Genomic DNA, 22,496 nt, shown 5'->3' on the forward strand with positions numbered 1-22,496 from the left:
TAGCATTTGTAGCGCTGAGAACACCTCCGCTACCAGGTAAGCTACTAAATATAGCTTAGGCATGATGATAATTAGGATATCTTTTGACTGCGCTTCAGCACACTCTCGCGTGCAACCTGATACCGCCATTTTTATTTTATGGGGTGAACGTAGTCCTTTATAACGACCTTCAATGGCAATCGCCATGCTGGTACTGTCTTGTACTCCATAACGGCACCAGCTGGTGCCTACACAGGATTTAACCGTACGCATGGCTTTACCATAGGCATGGCCCGTTTCAAACCCTGCATCGATTAACTGTTTCCATATTTCTGGTAACTGGTGAAGTGCAGCCCCAAATAAGTCTATTCGCTGCCCTCCAGTAATTTTAGTGTATAAATTAAACTGCTTGGCAACTTTTGCAATTACCATTAATTTATCTGGGGTAATTTCACCACCAGGAATCCGCGGCACGACTGAATAGCTACCATTTTTTTGCAAGTTAGCCAGAAAAGCATCATTAGTATCCTGCAAGCCTACATGCTCATTTTTTAAGATATATTCATTCCAATAAGATGATAAAATAGATGCAACTGCCGGCTTGCAAATATCGCAGCCTATGCCTGAACCATACTTCTTAATTAAGTGGCTAAACGTTTTAATTTGTTGAATACGAATAATATCAACTAGCTCTTGTCGGGTGTAACTGAAGTGTTCACATAGGTTATTATTAACTTCGACACCTTGTTTGATTAGCTCATTATCCAACACCTGTTTTACCAAAGTAGAACAACCACCACAACCAGTTGAAGCTGAAGTATTCGATTTAATCGCAGCCATATCACAACAACCTTGTTGCACTGCTTGTTGAATATCGCCCTTCGATACACTGTAACAGGTACATATTGGAGCTGTTTCAGGCAACCCTTCAATACCTACTGTCGCAGGCGATGTATCACCTAATAAGGGAATTAACAACTGCTCTGGTGGCTGCTGTAAATCCATTCCATTAATATACAACTGCTGTAGGTTACCATAATCAGTCGTATCGCCCACTAATACGGCACCCAGTAATTTTTTACCACAACTAGACACCACTAGTCGTTTATAAGTTTGTTCAGTTTCATCATTAAAACTATAACACTGAGCACCGGGAGTACGCCCATGGGCATCACCAATACTGCCTACTTGCACTCCAAGCAGTTTCAGCTTAGTGCTTAAATCTGCCCCAGTAAATGGCTGACTATTGTCACCATTAATATGAGCAACCGCTACTCTCGCCATTTGATAACCTGGTGCAACTAAGCCAAAAATTTGCTTGTTCCATACTGCACATTCACCAATAGCATAAATATCCGGGTCACCGGTTTGGCAATAATCATTGATCATAATACCACCCCGCTCCCCTACTGTTAGACCACAGTCTCTGGCTAGCTCATCATAGGGTCTAATACCGGCAGAAAATACAATCATATCTGTTTCTAGATAGCTGTCGTCTGCAAATTCCATGCGATAACGAGCTTGTTCACCAGTAGTAATTAATTGAGTGCTTTTATTAGTATGAACCCGCACACCTAATGCTTCTATCTTACGTTTGAGCAGAGCTCCACCACCTTGGTCAAGCTGAATAGCCATCAACTGTTGAGCAAATTCCACCACATGAGTTTCTAAACCAAGGCTTTTCAGTGCATTAGCCGCCTCTAAACCTAATAAACCACCACCTACCACCACGCCAATTTTACTTGTATCTGCAGAAGCTTTTATCCTCTCTAAATCTTCAATCGTTCGGTAAATCAAGCAGTGTGGCTGGTCATTCCCTGTTATTGGCGGGACAAATGGATAAGAGCCTGTAGCTAATATCAACTTATCATAAGACTTACATAATCCACTGGTTGTGTGTATCTTTTTATTAACTTTATCAATAGAACATACTTTTTCATTTAAGATATAATCAATATTATTTTCTTTATAAACCTTTTCGTCAGCAAGCATCAATTGCTTAGCAGAATTACCTGAGAAAAAGCTGCTTAAATGCACTCGATCATAGGCTAATCTTGGCTCGCCGGAAATAGTTGTAATTGAAAACTGCTTTGTATTTTGCTGGGCAAGCATTTGCTTAATAAACTCATGTCCCACCATGCCGTTACCCACAATCACAATCTTCTGTGTATTCATTTTCAACCTCCAACTAAACCAAGTCTTTCACTAGCTGAATATTTCATCAAACCACAGCAGCTTTTCACCTGTATCTTTCGCAAATATTTTCTAGATTTTGTTAGCAACAATATTTTTTACTCATGCAGTCGAGCAAAGTTGATGCCAATAAATTTTTTTATGATTTTAATTCATTGTAGGCCACATAAAGCCTAATACCTGGGTAGCTGACACTTAATGAACAGATGTTTAACTTCTATTAAGATATCCCCAAAGTGGTGCGCTATGCGCTAAGACTATGCATAACATTTAATTACTTACATCAAACTTAGCCAACAAAATTAGCTATACCACCTATTTTTTTTAATACTTACCTTGTAGTTTAAGTTGGATTACTCTTTGCAAGGATTAGTAAAAATAGTTGATAGATTAATTAATGTGGATACATACAGTGACAAATACTTGGGTAAAAACCACCTGTGCATTTTGTGGTGTTGGTTGTGGTATTGAAGCACGGGTCAACAATGATAAGGTGATTGTTAGAGGTGATAAACAACATCCTGCTAACTTTGGTCGGTTATGCTCCAAAGGTATGGCATTAGGGGAAATCGTCAATAATAAAGGACGACTGCTACAACCTTATATTGAAGGTAAAACTACAAGCTGGCAAAATGCAATAACTAAGATCGCAACGGATTTTAAACAAGTTGTTGATCACTTTGGTTCTGAAGCTATAGGCTTTTATTTATCTGGACAGTTATTAACTGAAGATTATTATGTTGCCAACAAACTAATGAAAGGATTTATTGGCAGCCCTAATATCGATACTAACTCTCGTTTATGTATGTCATCCAGTGTTGCAGCACATAAACGCGCCTTTGGTAGTGACACTGTACCTGGTTGCTATGAAGACCTGGAAAAAGCAGAGTTAATTATTATTGCCGGAGCTAACCTTGCCTGGTGTCATCCTGTTTTATACCAGCGAATTATAGCTGCTAAGCAGCAAGCCCCAAATTTAAAAATTGTTGTGATAGACCCTCGTAAGACAATAACAGCACAAACGGCTGACCTACATCTTGCTATTGAGCCTGGTACTGATGTATTACTATTTAATGGTTTGCTTCACTATTTATGTCAGGGAAACAAACTGAACAATCACTTTATTCGACAATATACTGAAGGGTTTTCACTGGCATTACAAGCGGCGACAAATGAAGCACATGACCTGTTGTTTTTGGCGAAACATTTAGCCATTTCAAGTGATTTGCTTACTCAGTTTTATCGCTGGTTTGCTGAAACAGATAAAGTCGTTACTTTATATTCTCAAGGCATCAACCAGTCGAGTTGCGGGACTGATAAAGTAAACAGTATTTTAAATTGCCATTTAGCTATGGGCAAAATAGGCAAACCAGGATGTGGACCATTTTCGTTAACCGGTCAGCCTAATGCTATGGGTGGCCGTGAAGTCGGTGGTATGGCAAACAGCTTAGCAGCCCATTTAGAATTTAATAATCCACAACACCATGAATTGCTAAGTCGCTTTTGGCATACCAGTAAGCTGGTTAAACAACCAGGTCTAAAGGCTGTCGATTTATTTGATGCTGTAGCCAAAGGTAAAATTAAGGCCATTTGGATCATGGGAACAAATCCTGTGGTAAGTATGCCTAACTCCCAGCATGTAATAACGGCACTAAAAAACTGCCCACTTGTTGTGGTTTCTGATTGCATGCTTGAAACTGACACCAACCAGTATGCTGATATACTGTTGCCAGCAACTGACTGGGGAGAAAAATCTGGCATGGTGACTAACTCTGAACGACGTATTTCCCGTCAGCGCACCCTAGTCAAACCTGCTGGTAAAGCCAAACCGGATTGGTGGATTATATGTGAAGTTGCAAAACAGATGGGGTTTTATCAGGCTTTTAACTATGAAAATGAAGCTGATATTTTTAAAGAGTACGCTAAACTGACTGCATTTGAAAATGATGCACTTGGAAATAATAGCATCCGCGATCTAGACTTATCTTTATTGACTGACCTAACAACTCAAGAATATCATGACTTTACCCCCACTCAGTGGCCAGCAATAAAAAATACTAAGCAATCCAATAATAAACGCTTTTTTGCAGATGGAAAGTTTTATACTCAAACAACTAAAGCACAATTTATTACAGTAAGTTATAAGCCACCCGTCACAAAAACTAACTCAACCTACCCTTTAATACTTAATACTGGTCGTATTCGAGATCAGTGGCATACCATGACACGCACTTCCTTTATACCTAAATTATGCACACATATATCAGAGCCGTATGTTCATCTAAATCCTCTTGATGCTACAACATTCTCTATCAAACACGATGAACTAGTGCAACTCACTAGCAACATAGGGACATTGATCACTAAAGCTAAAGTGTCTGAACAAATATTATCAGGACAGGTTTTTATGCCTATGCATTGGACTCGGATGCTTGCCAGTAGTGGCCAAGTAAGCCAACTAATCAACCCTAATGTTGACCCTTTTTCAGGCCAGCCAGAGTCGAAGTACACACCAGTTACCATTTCACCCTGGCAATATAATTGTGAAGCAGTTGTAGTCGTTCGTAAAAAGCTAATACTAAAACATTTTGATTACTGGACCAAACAACATATTAAAGGTGGTTATTTATACCGCTTAGCCAGCAAGCAGTCGCCAGAAACCTTTTATAGTAAGTTAATCACCCAGCTTAAGCCAGATAGTGCCAGCTCTCGTTTAGCTTTTTATGATAAAACTGAACAGGAATTTCGTTATGGTTTTATTAATGGCCCACAGTTACATGCGTGTGTATTTATTGCTCCTCGCCTTAACCACTTCGACTTAGCTTGGCTCAATGACCTACTGACTCTTAATTTACAACCTGCCCTACTACATCGTTTAATTGCCAATAATAAAACAAATTCTTTAGTTAATGAAAAAATATTATGTGCATGTAAACAAGTGAGCCAAAAAATTATTTGCAATACCATTAGACAACAACAACTAGATTGTACCGCAGCAGTCAGCCAGGCAACACTGGCAGGCAGTGTATGTGGGTCATGTATTCCAGAAATACAAATTTTACTTGATACACAACTGTTATCGTCCAATTCGAATAGCGAGTCGCCCTAGCACACTAAACAGCCACTCCCGTAAGCGTTTATGCCATGGACGGCTCAACCACTCTTCTAAAGTGAACTGTTTACAGTTAGTAAAGTCCTGTTCAAATAGCTGCTTGACTTCCTCTGCAAATAGACCCGATTTTACTTCTTGATTGGCATCTAAGTTCCAACGTAAATCCCAATGATCAAAATTACACGACCCTATACTTACCCAGCTATCTGCCAGCACCATTTTTGCGTGTAAACAACGATGCTGATATTCATAAATTTTTACTCCTTCACGAAGCTGTCGATAATAATAACGATGGCCTGCATAGCGCACCCAACGGTTATCAGTGTATTTATCAGATAGTAACAGTCGTACATCTACACCTTTTCTAGCAGCCCTTCGTAACACCCGCCGTACTTTGTTAGAAGGTAAAAAGTAAGGTGTCGCAAACCATACCCGATGCTGCGCTTTCTTTATTTGTTTAACAAGGGATCTTACGATGTCGGCATCACGAAAGTAGCTACCAAAACTCAACCTAGCCAAATAGTTTTGTTCCACTTTATGGATCTTGAACTCAGGTTGACTAACCTGTATAGGTAAGTCACTAAAGCGTCCCCAGGTCTGTTTAAATAAAGCCAGCCAATCAACCACTACATGCCCCTTCACAGCTAGCATTACCTCATGCCAAAGCGCTTGTCGGGTGTTAGGGTTATAAAAGTCGTCGGTTATGCCTGCCCCACCAATATAAGCCAGCTCTCCATCTATCAAAAACAACTTGCGATGGTTACGGTTTAAGTTCTCTGTTAGTCGTTGCTTTTTTAGACTTAGTGGGTTGTACAATACCAGCTGTACTCCAAGCCTAGCCAAGCGCTGTCGGTCTTTAGTTATTAAACCCAAGCTACCAAAATCGTCAAGCAGCCAATATATCTTTACTTCTCGACTAATTGCCTCTGCAAGCACATCATAAAATGCCTCAAATAATACTCCTGAGGAAGCCAAATACATTTCAATAATGACATACTCTTTTGCATTCACCACAGCTGAAAAAATATGCGGAAAAAAAGCGTCCCCATCAATTAACAGCTCAATATGATTTGCAGCTCGCCAAGGAAAGTATTTACTCACGCCATATACATTTTAATTACAGGTTATAAAATATAATCTATTCAAAAACACTGCATTAATGAGTATAAAACTAGCCAAGTATAATTAAATATAAATAGCTTAACTTATCAAAAACAATATACTGGCAAGCTGGATACTACCATTATTCAGTGAAATTAGCTGTTTGATTATATGGTAAACATATTTAAAAGTCATTAGTTGAACAGAAAACAAACCCAGGTCAATTAAACCAACTACCCAGGTACAAAGGACTATGCATAAGTTAACTAAAGCAGTATATTTTCGTGATCAATGAAAAACTAGCTGTTGGATCTGTCAAGTACCTGATATCACTAAAGGCATCCCCGTGAACCCGCTGCCTGGTTTCTTGATCCCCTGACTGAAAATAACGACTTACTGAAAGAGCTGATTGAGAAAACTAAGAGTCTATAGCTAATTACCAGCGACTTTACTCAGAAATCAAGCCTCAACAGCCACTACTCCATTAGCCATCGAGCTTAGCCCCATTCATCATATCTATAGCCAGTATTGAAACAACCTGGGCTACACGAGAAGTTAAGTATACGCCCTTTTCATTAGCGATGTTACTTGACGATGCCGAACCAGCTACTTGGCTTTAGGACAAGATCGGTAGCCTAAAAGTCACCCACAACGTGTATAAGGTTAAGGGACTTGATTTAACTGTTTCCAAAGATAAAGTGCATTCTCTAACCTTGTAATTGCATCATCTTGCTCATCAGTAGAGTGATAATTTAAATCTATCAATAAGTCATCTGGGCTATCAGAGGCTTTAGCCACCCGCAGAAATGCAGATAAACTAGAAACTGATTTGTTTTGACAACGTTTATCGCCTATGTTCAAGTTTCTAACGCTTGTCAGTGCATTCATTAGCTTATCGGCTAACTCTCCATAAGAATTCTTAAATGCAAACTCCATTGCTAATAATACACTAGGATCGGTCAATAAATTGCCTGCTATTGCATAAGTGTCACCTTTAATAACATTAGTAAACCCACTAGCTTGGTTACCAGTATAAGCTGAAATATCTACTTGCTCATTATTAATAGTTAATGCTATATATTGACGTTCTAGTATATAAGTTGGATCTGAATCTTTATGCACCAAATATTGGATAACTGTAGAGGCTTGAGTATTTTTATCGATTAATTCTTTTGCATGTATTAAATTAATATTTGGTATATCAATTGTAGCTTGGGTATTAATGACACCTTTTCCTGGTACTATACCATTTAGAATATCACTTGCTTTAAAAGGAATATCTTCAGGCATCATAATACAACTAGCTAAAGCAACCCCTATCTGCTTAGAATCAGGATCATAAGCAATAATTGAGAACGTGGCAGATGCTGTTGAGGAAAATAACAAAAAGCTCAACACAATAGCTTTGGTATTTAAAAAAATATTGAATTGCATGTTTTATTTACTAGCTTAAGAGTAGGTAATTAATTGGTCTTCACTATAACTAACAAACAGAGGAAGGTTATTTTAATAATAAACACCCTCCTAACACTCATTAGTTAGAGCTATCATGACATGAATTTATATTTATTTCAGTTATAATTTATTTATATACTGTAACAGTATATATTGGTGTCTGCTCTTTCCACAAAAAATATGTATAGAGAAACAACGTCTGTTCCAGCAACGACCAGTGCAATACCACCAATATACATTAACAAAAATCAGTCTATCCTTAACTATAAGATCAAGCCTGAAGAGCAAACCAGTCATGTACATTACAAACAGTGCCCCATACATCCTCTATTTCGCCGTCTCTGCTTCGATAGCGGGTGAATGTACCACAATTAAAATGGCTGGAGATATAGAGTACCCTCCTGTTACCTGGCAATATCAGCAAGATAAAACCAAAATCCGCGGTTTAGCGCTTGCGCTTGCTGAAAAAGCGTTTGCAGAGATAAATGTAAAAATAGACCCATTGCATGTAGGTGACTGGGCGAAGGCTCAGCTAGACACGAAACAAGGCAAAGTAGACCTTTTAGCTGGAGCCTACATTAACGAAGAAAGAAAAGTTTATATGGACTATGTTCATCCACCATTTCTAACAGATCCTGTAGTATTATTTATCCCTAGTAAAAAAGCATATAATTTTAAGTTTAGCCAGTGGCAAGACTTAGTTAGTTTAAAAGGAGTCACTACAGCAGGCAGTAGTTTCGGCCAAGAATTTGATCGATTTACTGAACAACACCTGGATATTGAATACAAAGCGCAAATGGATGACACTTTTCAGCAGCTGCTATCAGGTAATGCAGATTATTTAATCCACGGGTTATACCCAGGTCTAGCCAGTTTAACTAAAGCAAAATTATCAATGCAAATTACCCCTCACCCTAAGTATGTAACCGAAGAAGGTTTATATTTCGGCTTCTCTAAAAAGTCTCCCTGCAAAAAACACTTGAATTTTTTTAGTAAAAAAATAAATCAATATGTAAAACAAAAACTACCTAACTCATTGGTAAAAAAACACTTTGAGCTATGGAAAGAAGATTTTCACTTAAAAGAATTTTAAAAAATCGTGATGCAGTATTAAGATACATCACGAAGTATAGTTTTTTGATTTTTATTTAATAAATGGATCAGACTGTAATCGCTGATGAATACCAGCTGCTAAAATATATGGAAGATCAAGATAAGAAACATGCCCTTTTTCTATGCTCTTGTTTATAATCCCCTCAATAACTTGTTGATGTTTGTCAATTGGCAGCTCATCAAAAGCAGCTCTAAATCCAACCAAAGAAATGCTATCTTTAAATTTATCGTCAGCTGCTTGGTATAATGACTCAACTGTTGTTATTGGCTGAGCACCCGAAAACTGAATAGTTCTCTTAGCAAACCCTGCAGACCTAAATTCGGCTTCCCCCTTACCTATTAGTGTTGTTAATTCTGCCACATTTTTTTGAAATTGCTCTGTTAAATAGTTTTTCCATTCAACTTCTGTACTAATAGGCTCAAACTGATTTTCTTTAGCGTTATATTTTACTCCTTGGCTAGCGAGTGCTTTATCGGCTTGCTCCTGGTTAATATGAAAACCTACATACCCAGGATTAATAGTTAATACATGTGTTGTACCCATTTTACTTTCATTACCTACATGTAACTCATAATGATGTTGGCCAAACAAGTTACTTTTTTTGTCTTCCCTAACAGATACATCAGGCTTGTAATTTAAAACAGTATTCATACAAGCAGCACGATTAGCACGGTCACGAGCTGCACCATTAATCACTAAGCCCACTGGCGTTCTAGGATCTTCCCCTCCTATCTCACGTGATAAAACAGCAAGTGAGCGAGCAATATCATTTCGTGTAACATCAATGATTCTAGCAGGCTTGCCAATCATTTCTTTACCAGAGTTACTTTTGGTTAGTTGGCTTATCTTAATTGATGAACTGCTTTCTGAATCACGATTTTTTTCATTTAGTGACATTGATTTATTTGGAGCAAAGTCAGCCTTTTTCAAAAAGGCTTCTATTTCTTTTGGGTTGGATAAAGCTGAGTCATAAACAATTGGACCTACAAGGTTATTAATCATTCCCATAAATAAGTTATAAGTAGTATTCGATCCTTGTACATGAGCTGCAGCATGTGTAACATTCATTGTTTTACGAATAAAGGTTTTACCCTTATCAGGTGCAACAACACCATCAGCAAGCCCATCAAAACGCTCTTGGCTATGAGTGGTTTTACCTGCACCAAAGCCTCCTTTATATAAAATAACTTCAGCATTACCAGGAGTTTCCTGAGCTAAACGTAATGCTTTGATAAAAGCACTTTCACTAAATTTAAGTGCTGCAGCCTGAGCTTCTTCGACCCAGCTCTTAGGCTGCTCTACCCATGACCAAAATTCTTTATCATTTGGCGCAGGCCCTCCTCCTTTAGTATATACATCCCAGCTTTGTATACCTACTCCTGTAATTTCGCTTGCCTGCAATATGGCTGATCGTAAAGCAAAGTTAGTACTGTCCTCTATATTTTTAGGGTTAAGCTTTACTTCAGTTAATATCTCACGTAACAATTTATCTGGCTTGCCATCTCTCTCATTTGCATGCTTGATCAAGGTACTAGCAAGATCATTTATAATATTTTTTTGTTCTTGATAACAACCTGAGCAAAACTGTTGGACATCAAACTTTTCTATATTTACTGATTTAGCAATATTCGACAACAAATCAGACAAACCTTTTTCAGTTTGCAAAGATTGAGTTGAACTTTGACTAGATTGATCTTGTACCTGCAAATCTTTAAAAGCACTTTTAGCCCCTGTTGGAGCAAGGTGATTAACAGTAACCTTTAAATCACTCTTAGTCGGGTCAGCAGACTGTGCAGCGTTAAAATTATTCTTATTAGTGTCTACTGAAAAATTGTTGTTACTAGCTATATGAGTGTTTTGTATATGATTAGTTTGCACAGAGTGAGCGCCTGTTATAGGCATGATATTACCCTCTTATCTTAAGTCTTAAGGGCACCCCTAATATACCCTTCATTTTGGTTGTATCGAAATTTAAAATACAAAACCTATTAAACACTTACTTATCAAACAAAGTATTTCATATCAACCACAGAGCCTGAAACGTTCATATTGGAAAATGCTATATCAATAATTTCACCTTCATGCTCTCTTCCCCAGTCAGGGCCCGCCATAGTTCCACCTGTACTAGCAGGCTCTATCACATTAAACGAAGAAAATAGCATATTAGTGTTTACTTCTGAGTTTTCATTATAGTTTCCAGCTAGTTGATTTACTTTATCTGCTAATGTTTCTTTTGATTGATTAAAATCACCAGCCACAAAAATATTTTCGTTTTCTTCCACACTTAAAGCCACTAATTTTTCATTAACTGTTGTAAGGTGGTTTTTTCCATCATTCCCTCCTGGATAGTGTACTGAGCCAATTACCATTGTTTCAAGTGGTTTACTAGCATTATGTAAACTTGTTTTTTCTGTTAGCCTTAACAAGATCGCAGGCTTATTTCTACCTAAATGAAATTTCTGTACATCTGATTCGGTATCTTTAACTTGCCATTTATTACTATCATAAATTACAACACAATGGTCATTATTTTTACTACTTGCACCTACTTTATGATCAATAAACTTAAATTGTTTACTACTATCTTTGCTATTCAATTGATCAACAAACCACTTTGGCTCAGTGCACTCTTGAATCGTCAATACTTGATTTTGAGCAAGCTTTTGCAGCAGTGCCTGATTATTTTCTAAGGTATTCTTTCGATTTGCCCAACTAATCGAGCCATGATTAAGCGTGTTATAAAGCTTTAAAGTAGTAACTGCTGTAGTATAAAAGTCCTCACGAATAGATGATTTGCCCTCACTACCTGAAGAAATCATTTCACTAATGATTGCCTCACGTGCGGCCGTTCTATGTGCTATTTGCTCTTCCGCAGAATGCTGTCTGGTAGGCTTTAGCACTGCATGATCAGCATTTTTATATTCATTTTCTAAAAATTTCAGAAATGCCTGCTGTCCTACCATTTCACCTTTATAAAAGCTACTCAATACCTTAGGCTGACTAAATTGTGTTGAGTTTGCCATTTCAGTTGCCAAATCAGAAAATAACCAAGCTTTACTAAGCTCATTATTTCTACCTGAAAAATATTCTAATTTTCCTTGATTAAAAAGTGCTTGAGTAGACTCATCAATTGCAACATTTTCATAGTTATTGTTTTTATGTACTTCAGCTAGCATATTCCAACTAGCTACAGAAGCCGTTAAATTTCCCTTACTTGTGGATAGCTGAAATACTGCTGGCAAGTGATCAGATATAACTGATGGTTTACTTACTCTTTCCAAATGATCCAGCTGGGTTGCAATTACTGCATTAGCACCCACACGGGTTGGCCCGGTTGCAGCCTCCAGCTGCTTCCTAAATGCTCCATCAATTTGACTTACTGGCTTAATAGGTGATTGGCTAGGCTCACGAGCCGTATGCTGTGCTTGAGCCTGTTGAAAAACACCATTTTGTGACGAGTTTAAGCCAACCGATTGATGATGGAAATTGTTTTGAACAGACGTTGTGTACATAATCAATATCTCTAATCAAAAGCTGAAAATAATAGTTTGATTGTTACAAAGCAAAAGTGGCTTAATTTTATAACGGATGGCTTACTATCTATGCAAAAAAACGATCGCTATACAAAAACACCATTATAATTAACTGATGTGGTTTGACTTTCTCTCATACTAGTGCTGATTAAGCTTTGCTTTAACTGATACATGTTATCAAATAAATTCTCTAACTGAGTATCATCCAACAAATCTGAAGGAAAAGAGACCCCAAGAGATAACTCACCTTCATAAAGGCCAACCCAAGCACAGCTTAATTTTTCGCGGTTAGTATTTAGAGCAAGCCAATATTCAAAATCACTTGCCGAAGTAAGCCGTACATTTAGTGCTGTATGTATTGTAAAAACCTCACTTCCTTCAGGGCACTCAAGAAACCACTCTCGCGCTTGCTTATCAGTGATTTTAATTGCACCTTGCTTTAGTGATAAGGGTATGCCCCAACGTTGTCCTAATTCAGCTAATGCAGATTCAAGTTTCATAAGATAAGCTCACTATTTAATAGATATACCCTTCACTACGAGTATTCTTGTTAACGTCCCAAATCTAAAAGTGTATCGCGACTTTTATATAAGTAGTCTGCCAACTAAAAAAACAACTAACTCTCGCGCTTAAATAAACATTCCTCCTGCATTCTATTCAAAGACCACTTTATCTAGACAACAAATCCTGACTATAACAACCATAGATTTCGTTTATTGAACTTCAGAGTATCTTCAACTTACCCTGAACATATAGAAAATAAAACCAGTCTACAGGGCATCTCTAATAAATATAAAATTTTTAGCCTAAAATTTATCAGTGACAACCAAGCTATTCCTTTATGCTTGGTTATTGTCATAAACGCAGAAATAAAGATAGAAGAAAAAATAAAGAAGATTGCAGAATAAGCTATTAAGAGCTTGTTTAAAGCATAATAAGCAATAATTATCTATTCAAATGTCGTAATCAATTGCTGACAAAACTCAATCTGCTGCCTGGCTTGTTGCTCCGTTAAACCTGTAGCACAAAATACCTTTTGGGCAATTTCATCGCCTTGCGTTGATAATCTGCGCCCTTCCTCGGTTAGTACTATACACTTTTGCCTGTCATTACCTGGCTCTGCTTGTCGCTCAATTAATGCTTTTTGCTCCAGTCGCTTAAGTAAGGGGGTCATTGTCGGCTTGCTTAGCCCAGTTTTAGTAGCAAGCTGACTAATGGAAACCCCTTCATCCTCCCACAACGCCATCAACACCACGAACTGAGGGTAAGTTAACCCCAATGGCTCAAGCAATGGCCTATAGTAGCGTGTCACCGCATTTGACGCTGCATACAACGCAAAACAGAGCTGATCATTTAACTTAGGAGCAGACACAGGAATACCTTAACTTCTATATGATGATAATTAGTTTGCACACAAACTAATTGACAAGCAACTTTCTCTCATCATACTATTTGTGTACAAACTATTTGTATACAAACTATTTGCATTGAGACTAAGAAAGCTAGGTAGCTTGATTATATGCTAACGCCTTCCAAGCAAATATTTACTTACAACAGCTCATGCTACCTATAACGAAAAATGTTTAAGAAAAGAAACATACCCAATATAAAGGGTATACAGTATTGTGAGGAGCAACTTATGTCTGTTTATGATGAAATATTGCCTTCTCTTATCACTGCTACACCGGCGGCAGGTAGAGAATTAGCTATAAAAATTGCCAGAAAAACCATTGCAGCTATACAGCCTGATGCAGATATTCGAACTAAATTAAGGCCAGACTATGCTGAAGATACCAGCAAACTGATGCAAGCAGGCCAAATTGTCGCTATCGAGTTTCAAACCATAGCCGCAGCGAATAATTATTGGCGAAAATAGCATCAATTGCGAAAAGCATAACACCAGCAATTACACAACATTGGTGTAATTGCTGATTCTCCCTAAGATCTTTAGTTAAATTTTGTACAAATTTCTTTACCTAAAGCCTCAATAAATAATAGAACCAATAGGGTATTGATATGAAAAAGACCATAACAGGCCTTGCATTAACCATTGCATCATTAAACTGTTTTAGTGCAGAAAATAGCAATCTTTCAGTTCAAATTATCGATACTTTTGAAAAGAATTTTGGTATTACTGAAGGTAAGCGTCGGAACCATACCAAAGGTTTTTGTTTTGAAGGCACTCTTAAGCCTGTAAATCCAGAAATAAAACTATATTCAGATAGTCCTTTATTTAAAGCGACATCTACTGTTATAGGTCGGCTATCCCATAAAGGGGGAAATAATACTGCACCTGATAATAAGCCAGGAGAGCATGGCATGGGCCTGTTGATACGTGCTAAAAATGGCGAAGAACAGCGTATGGCTATGAATACGCTAGACTTTTTTCCTGTCGCAACACCAGAAGGATTTTTATTACTTAACAAAGCTAAAGGTGGTGATGCCCAAGCAAAACAAATGCTTACAGCCAAGCATCCAGAAATTTTAAACTTTAAGGCTCATTTGGCTAAAAAGATAAAAAATGTTGAGCTATACGAAAATATGCATTTTAATAGCATAAATAGCTTTTATTTAGTTAACTCTCAAGGCAAAAGAACGCCTATCAGGTGGTCATTTGAACCTGCATCAAAAGCGAAACTACCTCAACAAATCAAAGCAAGTGATAATCTCTTGTTTGACAATATAAAAGCAAACCTACAAACAGGGCCGGTAACTTGGAATATGGTCATTACCATTGCTAATCCTGATGATCCAATTAATGATGCCAGTGCACTATGGCAGGGGGAACATAAAACAATTATTGCAGCACAACTAAATGTTTTAAAGGTTAATAGCGAAGCAAATGGTAAGTGTGATGATATCAACTTTGATCCACTCATTTTAACTAGTGGTTTTGAACCATCTGATGACCCTATTTTAAAAGCCAGAAGCCCTTCTTATGCTGTTTCTTTTGGTAGAAGGCTTAGTGAAAAAGCAAGTACAAAAAAATGAGGTGATTCATAGCAATCAATTAAATCAAAAGTAAAAATAATTATTTTCTCTGATGGAATATTCTGACTAGCAAGGCTGTTCTAAATAATATCTCCTTTTCTCTCCTCAGGAGGACATGAAATAAGTATTTATTATGTCCTCCTTTTTTTTCACTAACGATTAAGCTGCTTTTTAAATAGACTACATTTAACAGGCAGAAGCTAGCTACAGACAAACAAAGTTGATTCAACAAAAGGTATTTTGATATAGGATAGCTATGTTAAAAACCACTCAACGCATAACCAAAAGTGGCTTTAAGTATACAATAAACTAAACTTCAACTTTTAATGAGTTTAAATATCCTTTTAGCATCGCCATGGCATTATCTATCATTGCATATTGTTTTGCTTTACCTAACACACGAATGCCTTGCATTTGCATCAATAAAAATTGACTGAGCCTGGCTGGGTCTACTTCAGCAGAAATCTGTCCCGTTTGTTTCGAACGACTGATCACTGTATGGAGTGTTTTTACTATTTGCTCAAAAAGTCGGCTACCCTCTTGAAATACAACTTCATCTGATAAGCACTTTTCTAATAGCGCATTTTGCATAAAGCAACCATATTCCTGGTCTTGCTGAATCTTGGCAAATTTTTCAATAAAGTTGATAACATCTTCAAAGCCTGCATGATCAGCAAGCAAAGAAGCAAGTTTAGGTAAAGACTCTTTCTCTAAATAGTAAGTCAATGCCTCATGATACAAACGCTGTTTATCACCAAAGGTATTATATAAACTGAAACGATTAATACCTAAGTGCTCAACTAAGTCAGCGATAGAAGTTGCTGCATAGCCTTTTTGCCAAAACAGCTGCATCGCCTCAACAAGCTTTTCGTTACGGTCAAAGTTACAAGCTCTTGCCATGTGCGATCACTCTCATCTCATGCACCTACATCTCATTACCTGGCCTATCATTTCAATGAGTAGGCGATAACTCCACATAATAAAGCATGCTTCCATTTCACGTAAACTATCTCTTGACTGGTCATTTATATATGGGCTAAATTCAATTCTAACTGATCGTTCTGAAAAGAGCTACACAATGAAAATATATGAGCAACCTATGGCCCCAAGCGCCCTTAGAGTCAGCTTATTTCTTGCGGAAACGGGCATTCACATAGAACGGGTGAAGGTAGATATTCGGGCAGGTGAAAACTTAGCTGATTCATTCCAAGCTAAAAGCATCAATGGCAAGGTTCCTGTATTAGAACTTGATGATGGAACTACCATTTGTGAAAGCATGGCCATTTGCCGTTATTTTGCAGAACTATATCCATCAACACCCTCCCTGTTTGGTGATACAGCTTTAGAACGTGCTCAAATAGAAATGTGGCAACGTATAGTAGAACTACAAGGGCTATTTGTTAGTTTCCAGGCATTTAGAAATATTACCGGGGTTTATCGTGATCGTGAAAACTGTATTGAATCCTGGGGGCAAGAGTCACGAGACCGTTTAATTAATTTCTTGCCAACCCTTGATCAACAGCTGGAGCAACACTCATACATAGCAGGTGACAAATACTCAGTTGCTGATATCACCGCTTATGTTCTAGTTAGGTTTATGACTCATCTGGATATTCACCTTGATGCAACATTACCCAATCTACAATCATGGTATACCCGTGTTAATACTCGCCCAGCTATCCAGAAAGTGTTAGGAGACCAGTCATGATTGAGCTATATACTGCGGCAACACCAAATGGCTATAAAATTTCCATTGCATTGGAAGAGCTAGCCTTAGACTATCAAGTTCATCACCTGGATTTATCTGCAGGTGAGCAAAAGCAAGCAGGTTATTTGGCCATTAATCCCAACGGGAGGATTCCTGCCATTATTGATCATGATAACAAAGACTTTGTTGTCTTCGAGTCTGGTGCCATACTCCTTTATTTAGCTGAAAAAACGGGACAATTATTACCTCAAGATCCCTATAAGCGCTCACAAGCCATTCAGTGGCTGATGTTTCAAATGGGTGGGGTTGGGCCAATGATGGGGCAAGCCAATGTATTTTATCGCTACTTTCCTGAAAAAATTCCTGCAGCTATCAACCGATATCAACATGAAGTTCGTCGTTTATTTGAAGTAATAGACAAGCAATTGGCGGCCAATCAATATCTGGCAGGTGCTGAATACACCATTGCCGATATTGCTACTTGGCCTTGGGTAAGATCTTACGAATGGAGTGGTATCGATATTACTGGGCTTAACCATTTACAACAGTGGATAACGCTAATCAGTGAACGTCCTGCCGTACAAAAAGGCATCACTATACCACCAAGTTCAGATGCCTCTGATGAAGATAAAGCGCAGCAAATTAGTAAAATGGTGACGAGGTAGTGCTCCTATTAAGCACTAGCTGCGTACTCAATAAAATATCGCTCATCCAAACCGGTTGGACTAAACAGTTTTTTAACAAAATCACTCCCATTGATAAACCGTAGAGGTCCTCTACCAAAGTGATTCTTTAAGTTGATGAACAAACCTAGCGCACAACTACTGATATATTCAGTTTTTTCTAAATTAATAATCAATTGCTTGGATGAACTTTGCTTACAGTATGCCTCTACGAAAGCAGCAACATCGCTACTTTTGAACGTTTTACCTAAATGAATAATAACTTCATCATTTGTAACAGTAGTCATAATCGTCATAACATCAACCTTTCCTGAATTACTGCCTGCCGCTTCCATGACATATCACTTCGCTACTCAAACAGGCGTACAAATAATAAACACATGTATAAATATTATTATGCAGCAATTCACATTTTACTTGATCAAACGGTTAATTAAAGCAAAAGCATGATGAACTCCCTACAAAATAGTGACGCACATCAAATTACTTTTATATGAGCCCCTCTCGTAAGCCGCTCCTACCGTCATGAGCTGATAACAAAGTAACCAGAAGGCCAGTGGAGAAGAAACGTTACCTAATTTTGTATATGTGCTACGAGGTGAGATGAGCCCCATTTAAATACAAAAAACAACAAGGCGCTTTATCTTTTGCTTTTCATTCTCCCATCAAATCCACAAAATCACCTTTGACTTACACGACAAATCTTTAGTAACGTAAAAACAACAGCTCACAATATAAGTCAGTTTCCTAAAACATATACGAGAACATTAAAATAATAATTATTAAATAATCAGGAGCAGGCCACCCCAAAAACAAATATAAAACAAAATCAAGGCCGACAAAAACCAAGCCACAAAAAATCAAAATAAATACGACCTCCAAATCACAGTTGCGCACCACTTTAAATAAATACACAGGAGAAACAAACACAACAAAAACAAAATATTAAACACTTAATATTAAACCACTTAAGACTAACACTATTAACACAATTGTCATTTAACTTTAACAACGGAAGGTTATTTTGGCACTGCTTCATTTGATAATACTGTATTTGATAGCTCTGCATTTAAGAACACTTAAAAAAGCATATGCTTTATTAGTTTTATGCAAAGCAAAAAAGCCAATGAGTGTTATCAGGTATTGCGATTAATTAAAGGGCACCTCTAATACTAAAAAAACAACTATTAAATACTCCTAATTTAAGTAATGGAGATCAATTATGCTTACGCCACTCAAACTGCAACTGCCTACTCTAAGCACCACCATTAGTTTGCTATTATTTTCTGCAACTATTTCCCATACAACCACTTCCCATGCGACAGTAAAAGATACCATCCCCTCTTTTCAAGATAAGCTATACGCAAATCATGATGCTACAAGCTTAAAATGGAATATAGTTTCTGATCAGGCATTTCATCAACCTCTAGCATTTTTAGCCCACTACCTTGGTTATGGTTGGACAGGGGGTACAGCCTCACAGTATGTGGGTGAAGATTTAGCAGTGCAATACAACAGCGCTAATAGTTATACAATCAGTGCTCGTTATAATAGTAATGATCCCCATGCTGATGAATACTGGGCAGATAAAAGATTAAAAATGAATATTGACAATATTAAATTCTTTACCAACCCAGACTCCTTAACCTTAGGAGAGCCACAAGTTTATGATAGAAAGCCATTAAGGACTTATGTTGCAGTCGTTCGCAATTTTGCCAGTACAGAAGACATGGCCATTGCCGACCTGAAATACGATCAAAAAGTTAGCTGGTCTAAACAGGATAATTTTTCATTTACCGAAAAGATTGGTGTTGAAAAAACATTTAAGGCGGGTCTTCCAATTTTAGGGGCAGGCATTAAAATTACCGCTGAGTTTAGTGCAACCCAGGGTTGGAACGAAACTAATGGCAATGAGCAGGTTACCAGCCAAGTAGCCCAATACCGCGCAACCATACCACCAAAATCCAAACGAACTATTTACCTAACGTTATTTGAACAAAAGTCAGATATCCCTTATCAATCTAAAATGTATATGAATTACAATGTTACTTATTCCAACTTTTTACGCTGGAGCGGTAACGCAAGAAATGATCACCCGAAAGACAGACCTTTCTTTGATTACACTTTTGGTAACCGTAATAATTTAAATGGATCAGAAGATATTATTGATCAATACCTACACCATGATATTAAAGGTTACAGCCGCTGGGATTGGCCATGGATGATTAATGAATACGGCAAAAGCTCTGTAGAGCAAGTCTTGGGTAAAATTAGTAAAAGACGCTTCGGAGCCCAATTAAATGGAAAGTTTATGACGGTAGATGGTACCCAATATAATATTGATGCAGGACCAGATATCCCTTTAACGGATGAAGAAATTGCAGATTATGAACGTCAACATGGAATAACTTCTCAACGTCGCAGTAAACGTAGCATTGCTCCTAGTAAACTCACTATGGAAATTATTGAAGTAAAAAATCATAGTGAAAGTGATACGGTGAGTAATGTTGATTTTACGTTAAGCCCAAGACAAGCAATGTAACCTATACTCTTCGCGAATGATTTTTAGGCTTTGTTACCATCATTCTTCACCCCAGTCATTTAGTTTACTAAACTCCTGGGGCTTCATCACTCGGTGGCCTCGCCTAAAATATCCTTCGCTGTGAGTATATATCGCTTTATCTTTAAACATAAACATAATTCACAATTGGTACACTCTTCGCGAACATTTATTAACACAACCGTAATCAAGACACACAACTGTCTTGATTACGGTTGCTTTTTTAGTTAATTGTTTAACTAAAAATCAAGTTCGCTTTATAAAGAATCAAGTGCTGCTTGATAGTTTGGCTCTTCGGTAATTTCCTTAACCAGCTCACTATGAACCACTTGGCTTTGTTCATTTAAACAAACCACAGCCCGTGCAGCTAAACCTCGTAAAGGACCTTCGTTAATATTCACACCGTAAGACTCAGTAAATTCTGGAGCGCGGAAAAACGATGCAGATGTTACCCCCTCAATGCCTTCTATTTCACAGAAACGTCCTGCGGCAAATGGTAAGTCAGCAGAAATACAAACAACGACCGTGTTTTCTTTGGCAGCCGCCTTTTGATTGAAGGTTCTAACACTGGCAGCACATACAGGGGTATCAATACTTGGAAAAATATTAAGCACAACTTTTTTTCCTGCAAAGTCTTCTAATTTAATATCCGACAAGTCTGCTCCGCATAAAACAAAAGTGGCTGCTTTTTCACCAACCCCAGGAAACTTACCAGAAATACTAATGGGATTACCTTGAAACGTCACAGTAGACATAATTGATACCTATTGATTATGGATGAAATGAAAGGCAAGTTTACTTATAAAATTAGGCAACAAGAAGTAACTAATTTATACTTCCAACAACTTATAAAACATACTCTCAATGGACGCTAGTCGTAAAAACTCAAGGAGGCTAAATGGCTCTCACTCCATCAACCATGATGCCATTAGGCACAATGGCACCCGACTTTACTTTACCTGACACCGTGTCTGGTAAAGATTGTTCACTCGCTGAACTAAAAAGTTCTAACGGTTTATTGGTGACTTTTATTTGCAACCACTGCCCTTTCGTTATTCATATTATTGATCAATATACTCAACTGTTGAATGAATATAATGAACAGGGTATTGGCTGTGTAGCAATCAGTGCTAATGATGTGGTCAGCCACCCTGATGACCACCCAGACAAAATGAAGCTCATGGCAACAAAGCAAGGATTTAAATTCCCTTACCTTTATGATGAAACCCAAGCAGTAGCAAAAGCCTATGATGCTGCTTGCACACCAGATTTCTTCTTATTTGATAGTCAGTTGACGTGTGTTTATCGTGGGCAATTTGATGACTCAAAACCAGGTAATAACAAACCTGTCACAGGTAAAGACTTACGACAAGCGCTTACTAATTTGGTAGCAGGCCAACCCATTGCAGAGGAACAAATACCCAGTATGGGCTGTAATATCAAATGGAAGTAGTGAGCATTTACAACAAAGCTTACGCCAGCACTTTAATTTATAAACAGGCTTAACTCATAAAACAATGTTAGCTGAGGCAGTAGCCTATAACCATAGGCTACTGCCTCACAATATAGCTTTAAAAATATATTATTTAGCTGCTGCTTTATTTGCTACTCCAGCTAATAAACCCTGGATTTTACCAATAACGGCTTCACACCCTTTCATTTGATGTCGTTCAGCTAGGTAGCTTGGATTATTGTAAGTAATAACCGTTTTACCTGCTTTATTTTGATACACCAGATATTTTTGTGGTAAATCAATAGCTGTCGTATGGGCACACTGCATTAGCTTGGTGCCTACATTTGGATTACCAAAGATAACCAGCTTGGTTGGTGGCAGCTTTAAACCTACATTTTTAGCATTAGCCATGTGATCAATAACAGTGAAAACCCTTACTCCCTTATCTTTAAGTTTGTTGAGCTCTTTGACTAAATTTTCAGTTGTTTGGTCTACACTGTGACTGGATGAAACCTGCTCAAGACCACTTGCCCAGATATTGACAGACAAAGCCATCGCAAATGTGGTGAATAACAGCTGTTTTGCTTTCATTGCGCTCACTCCTTATTAAATTC

Annotated in this window: 19 protein-coding genes; 8 read left to right on the plus strand and 11 right to left on the minus strand. The window is 37.7% G+C overall.

Annotated elements, in window-relative coordinates; genetic code table 11:
- Positions 1–2,154 (minus strand): nitrite reductase large subunit NirB (gene nirB / locus ORQ98_RS20895; RefSeq protein ID WP_274690765.1); only part of this gene is annotated, 2,154 nt, incomplete at its 3' end.
- Positions 2,155–2,584: 430 nt separating this feature from the next.
- On the opposite strand from nirB, the gene ORQ98_RS20900 reads away from it, so the two are divergent.
- Positions 2,585–5,281: a nitrate reductase gene (locus tag ORQ98_RS20900; protein WP_274690766.1), complete on the plus strand. Its 2,697-nt coding sequence runs from the start codon at positions 2,585–2,587 to the stop codon at positions 5,279–5,281.
- Here ORQ98_RS20900 and ORQ98_RS20905 read toward each other — a convergent pair.
- Both ORQ98_RS20905 and ORQ98_RS20910 read right to left on the minus strand, forming a co-directional pair.
- Positions 5,249–6,385, minus strand: coding sequence for a phospholipase D-like domain-containing protein (locus ORQ98_RS20905; protein WP_274690767.1), 1,137 nt, complete (start codon positions 6,383–6,385; stop codon positions 5,249–5,251). The genes ORQ98_RS20900 and ORQ98_RS20905 overlap by 33 nt on opposite strands.
- A 663-nt stretch (positions 6,386–7,048) precedes the next feature.
- Positions 7,049–7,819: a DUF1028 domain-containing protein gene (locus ORQ98_RS20910; protein ID WP_274690768.1), complete on the minus strand. Its 771-nt coding sequence runs from the start codon at positions 7,817–7,819 to the stop codon at positions 7,049–7,051.
- A 316-nt stretch (positions 7,820–8,135) separates the two neighbouring features.
- Here ORQ98_RS20910 and ORQ98_RS20915 point away from each other — a divergent pair, with 316 nt between their 5' ends.
- Positions 8,136–8,933: a substrate-binding periplasmic protein gene (locus ORQ98_RS20915; RefSeq protein ID WP_274690769.1), complete on the plus strand. Its 798-nt coding sequence runs from the start codon at positions 8,136–8,138 to the stop codon at positions 8,931–8,933.
- A gap of 51 nt (positions 8,934–8,984) precedes the next feature.
- On the opposite strand, the gene ORQ98_RS20920 is transcribed toward ORQ98_RS20915, so the two are convergent.
- The 4 genes from ORQ98_RS20920 to ORQ98_RS20935 form a co-directional block, all read right to left on the minus strand.
- Positions 8,985–10,856 (minus strand): hypothetical protein, encoded by a 1,872-nt coding sequence (locus ORQ98_RS20920; protein ID WP_274690770.1) that lies wholly within the window; start codon positions 10,854–10,856, stop codon positions 8,985–8,987.
- Between the two features lie 101 nt (positions 10,857–10,957).
- Positions 10,958–12,466, minus strand: coding sequence for an exonuclease/endonuclease/phosphatase family protein (locus ORQ98_RS20925; protein ID WP_274690771.1), 1,509 nt, complete (start codon positions 12,464–12,466; stop codon positions 10,958–10,960).
- Positions 12,467–12,573: 107 nt separating this feature from the next.
- Positions 12,574–12,987, minus strand: coding sequence for a type III secretion system chaperone (locus ORQ98_RS20930; protein ID WP_274690772.1), 414 nt, complete (start codon positions 12,985–12,987; stop codon positions 12,574–12,576).
- 449 nt (positions 12,988–13,436) lie between these two features.
- Positions 13,437–13,859 (minus strand): MarR family winged helix-turn-helix transcriptional regulator, encoded by a 423-nt coding sequence (locus tag ORQ98_RS20935; protein WP_274690773.1) that lies wholly within the window; start codon positions 13,857–13,859, stop codon positions 13,437–13,439.
- 267 nt (positions 13,860–14,126) lie between these two features.
- On the opposite strand from ORQ98_RS20935, the gene ORQ98_RS20940 reads away from it, so the two are divergent.
- Positions 14,127–14,363 (plus strand): hexameric tyrosine-coordinated heme protein, encoded by a 237-nt coding sequence (locus ORQ98_RS20940; RefSeq protein WP_274690774.1) that lies wholly within the window; start codon positions 14,127–14,129, stop codon positions 14,361–14,363.
- 140 nt (positions 14,364–14,503) lie between these two features.
- On the plus strand, positions 14,504–15,478 hold the full coding sequence (locus ORQ98_RS20945; RefSeq protein ID WP_274690775.1) for a catalase family peroxidase: 975 nt from the start codon (positions 14,504–14,506) through the stop codon (positions 15,476–15,478).
- A 309-nt stretch (positions 15,479–15,787) separates the two neighbouring features.
- Here the strand turns inward: ORQ98_RS20945 and ORQ98_RS20950 are convergent, their stop codons facing one another.
- Positions 15,788–16,378, minus strand: coding sequence for a TetR/AcrR family transcriptional regulator (locus ORQ98_RS20950; protein ID WP_274690776.1), 591 nt, complete (start codon positions 16,376–16,378; stop codon positions 15,788–15,790).
- Positions 16,379–16,556: 178 nt separating this feature from the next.
- Here ORQ98_RS20950 and ORQ98_RS20955 point away from each other — a divergent pair, with 178 nt between their 5' ends.
- Both ORQ98_RS20955 and ORQ98_RS20960 read left to right on the plus strand, forming a co-directional pair.
- The gene (locus ORQ98_RS20955; protein ID WP_274690777.1) at positions 16,557–17,186 is read left to right on the plus strand and encodes a glutathione S-transferase family protein; all 630 of its coding nucleotides are present in this window, start codon (positions 16,557–16,559) and stop codon (positions 17,184–17,186) included.
- Positions 17,183–17,851: a glutathione S-transferase family protein gene (locus ORQ98_RS20960; protein ID WP_274690778.1), complete on the plus strand. Its 669-nt coding sequence runs from the start codon at positions 17,183–17,185 to the stop codon at positions 17,849–17,851. Before ORQ98_RS20955 ends, ORQ98_RS20960 begins: the two co-directional genes overlap by 4 nt.
- Positions 17,852–17,859: 8 nt before the next feature.
- Here ORQ98_RS20960 and ORQ98_RS20965 read toward each other — a convergent pair whose 3' ends face one another.
- Positions 17,860–18,204 (minus strand): STAS domain-containing protein, encoded by a 345-nt coding sequence (locus tag ORQ98_RS20965; protein ID WP_274690779.1) that lies wholly within the window; start codon positions 18,202–18,204, stop codon positions 17,860–17,862.
- An 887-nt stretch (positions 18,205–19,091) separates the two neighbouring features.
- On the opposite strand from ORQ98_RS20965, the gene ORQ98_RS20970 reads away from it, so the two are divergent.
- Positions 19,092–20,411, plus strand: a complete 1,320-nt coding sequence (locus tag ORQ98_RS20970) for an aerolysin family beta-barrel pore-forming toxin (RefSeq protein ID WP_274690780.1) — start codon at positions 19,092–19,094, stop codon at positions 20,409–20,411.
- A gap of 275 nt (positions 20,412–20,686) precedes the next feature.
- Here ORQ98_RS20970 and tpx read toward each other — a convergent pair whose 3' ends face one another.
- Positions 20,687–21,184, minus strand: coding sequence for a thiol peroxidase (tpx, locus tag ORQ98_RS20975; RefSeq protein WP_274690781.1), 498 nt, complete (start codon positions 21,182–21,184; stop codon positions 20,687–20,689).
- Between the two features lie 143 nt (positions 21,185–21,327).
- Between tpx and ORQ98_RS20980 the strand changes: the two genes are divergently transcribed.
- On the plus strand, positions 21,328–21,882 hold the full coding sequence (locus ORQ98_RS20980) for a thioredoxin family protein (RefSeq protein WP_274690782.1): 555 nt from the start codon (positions 21,328–21,330) through the stop codon (positions 21,880–21,882).
- A gap of 129 nt (positions 21,883–22,011) precedes the next feature.
- Here ORQ98_RS20980 and ORQ98_RS20985 read toward each other — a convergent pair whose 3' ends face one another.
- Positions 22,012–22,473: a DUF302 domain-containing protein gene (locus ORQ98_RS20985; protein WP_274690783.1), complete on the minus strand. Its 462-nt coding sequence runs from the start codon at positions 22,471–22,473 to the stop codon at positions 22,012–22,014.
- Positions 22,474–22,496: the final 23 nt, after the last annotated feature.

Origin of the sequence: Spartinivicinus poritis (assembly GCF_028858535.1) — a bacterium.
In the GTDB taxonomy this organism is placed as follows: domain Bacteria; phylum Pseudomonadota; class Gammaproteobacteria; order Pseudomonadales; family Zooshikellaceae; genus Spartinivicinus; species Spartinivicinus poritis.

Bases quoted from the DNA above. Each gene is read 5' to 3' on its own strand.
- ORQ98_RS20925 (WP_274690771.1), bottom strand. From the start codon at position 12,466: ATGTACACAACGTCTGTTCAAAACAATTTCCATCATCAATCGGTTGGC.
- ORQ98_RS20940 (WP_274690774.1), top strand. From the start codon at position 14,127: ATGTCTGTTTATGATGAAATATTGCCTTCTCTTATCACTGCTACACCG.
- ORQ98_RS20980 (WP_274690782.1), top strand. From the start codon at position 21,328: ATGGCTCTCACTCCATCAACCATGATGCCATTAGGCACAATGGCACCC.
- ORQ98_RS20955 (WP_274690777.1), top strand. From the start codon at position 16,557: ATGAAAATATATGAGCAACCTATGGCCCCAAGCGCCCTTAGAGTCAGC.
- ORQ98_RS20965 (WP_274690779.1), bottom strand. From the start codon at position 18,204: ATGGAAGCGGCAGGCAGTAATTCAGGAAAGGTTGATGTTATGACGATT.
- ORQ98_RS20915 (WP_274690769.1), top strand. From the start codon at position 8,136: ATGTACATTACAAACAGTGCCCCATACATCCTCTATTTCGCCGTCTCT.
- ORQ98_RS20930 (WP_274690772.1), bottom strand. From the start codon at position 12,987: ATGAAACTTGAATCTGCATTAGCTGAATTAGGACAACGTTGGGGCATA.
- ORQ98_RS20985 (WP_274690783.1), bottom strand. From the start codon at position 22,473: ATGAAAGCAAAACAGCTGTTATTCACCACATTTGCGATGGCTTTGTCT.
- ORQ98_RS20945 (WP_274690775.1), top strand. From the start codon at position 14,504: ATGAAAAAGACCATAACAGGCCTTGCATTAACCATTGCATCATTAAAC.
- ORQ98_RS20910 (WP_274690768.1), bottom strand. From the start codon at position 7,819: ATGCAATTCAATATTTTTTTAAATACCAAAGCTATTGTGTTGAGCTTT.
- ORQ98_RS20920 (WP_274690770.1), bottom strand. From the start codon at position 10,856: ATGCCTATAACAGGCGCTCACTCTGTGCAAACTAATCATATACAAAAC.
- ORQ98_RS20970 (WP_274690780.1), top strand. From the start codon at position 19,092: ATGCTTACGCCACTCAAACTGCAACTGCCTACTCTAAGCACCACCATT.
- ORQ98_RS20960 (WP_274690778.1), top strand. From the start codon at position 17,183: ATGATTGAGCTATATACTGCGGCAACACCAAATGGCTATAAAATTTCC.
- tpx (WP_274690781.1), bottom strand. From the start codon at position 21,184: ATGTCTACTGTGACGTTTCAAGGTAATCCCATTAGTATTTCTGGTAAG.
- ORQ98_RS20950 (WP_274690776.1), bottom strand. From the start codon at position 16,378: ATGGCAAGAGCTTGTAACTTTGACCGTAACGAAAAGCTTGTTGAGGCG.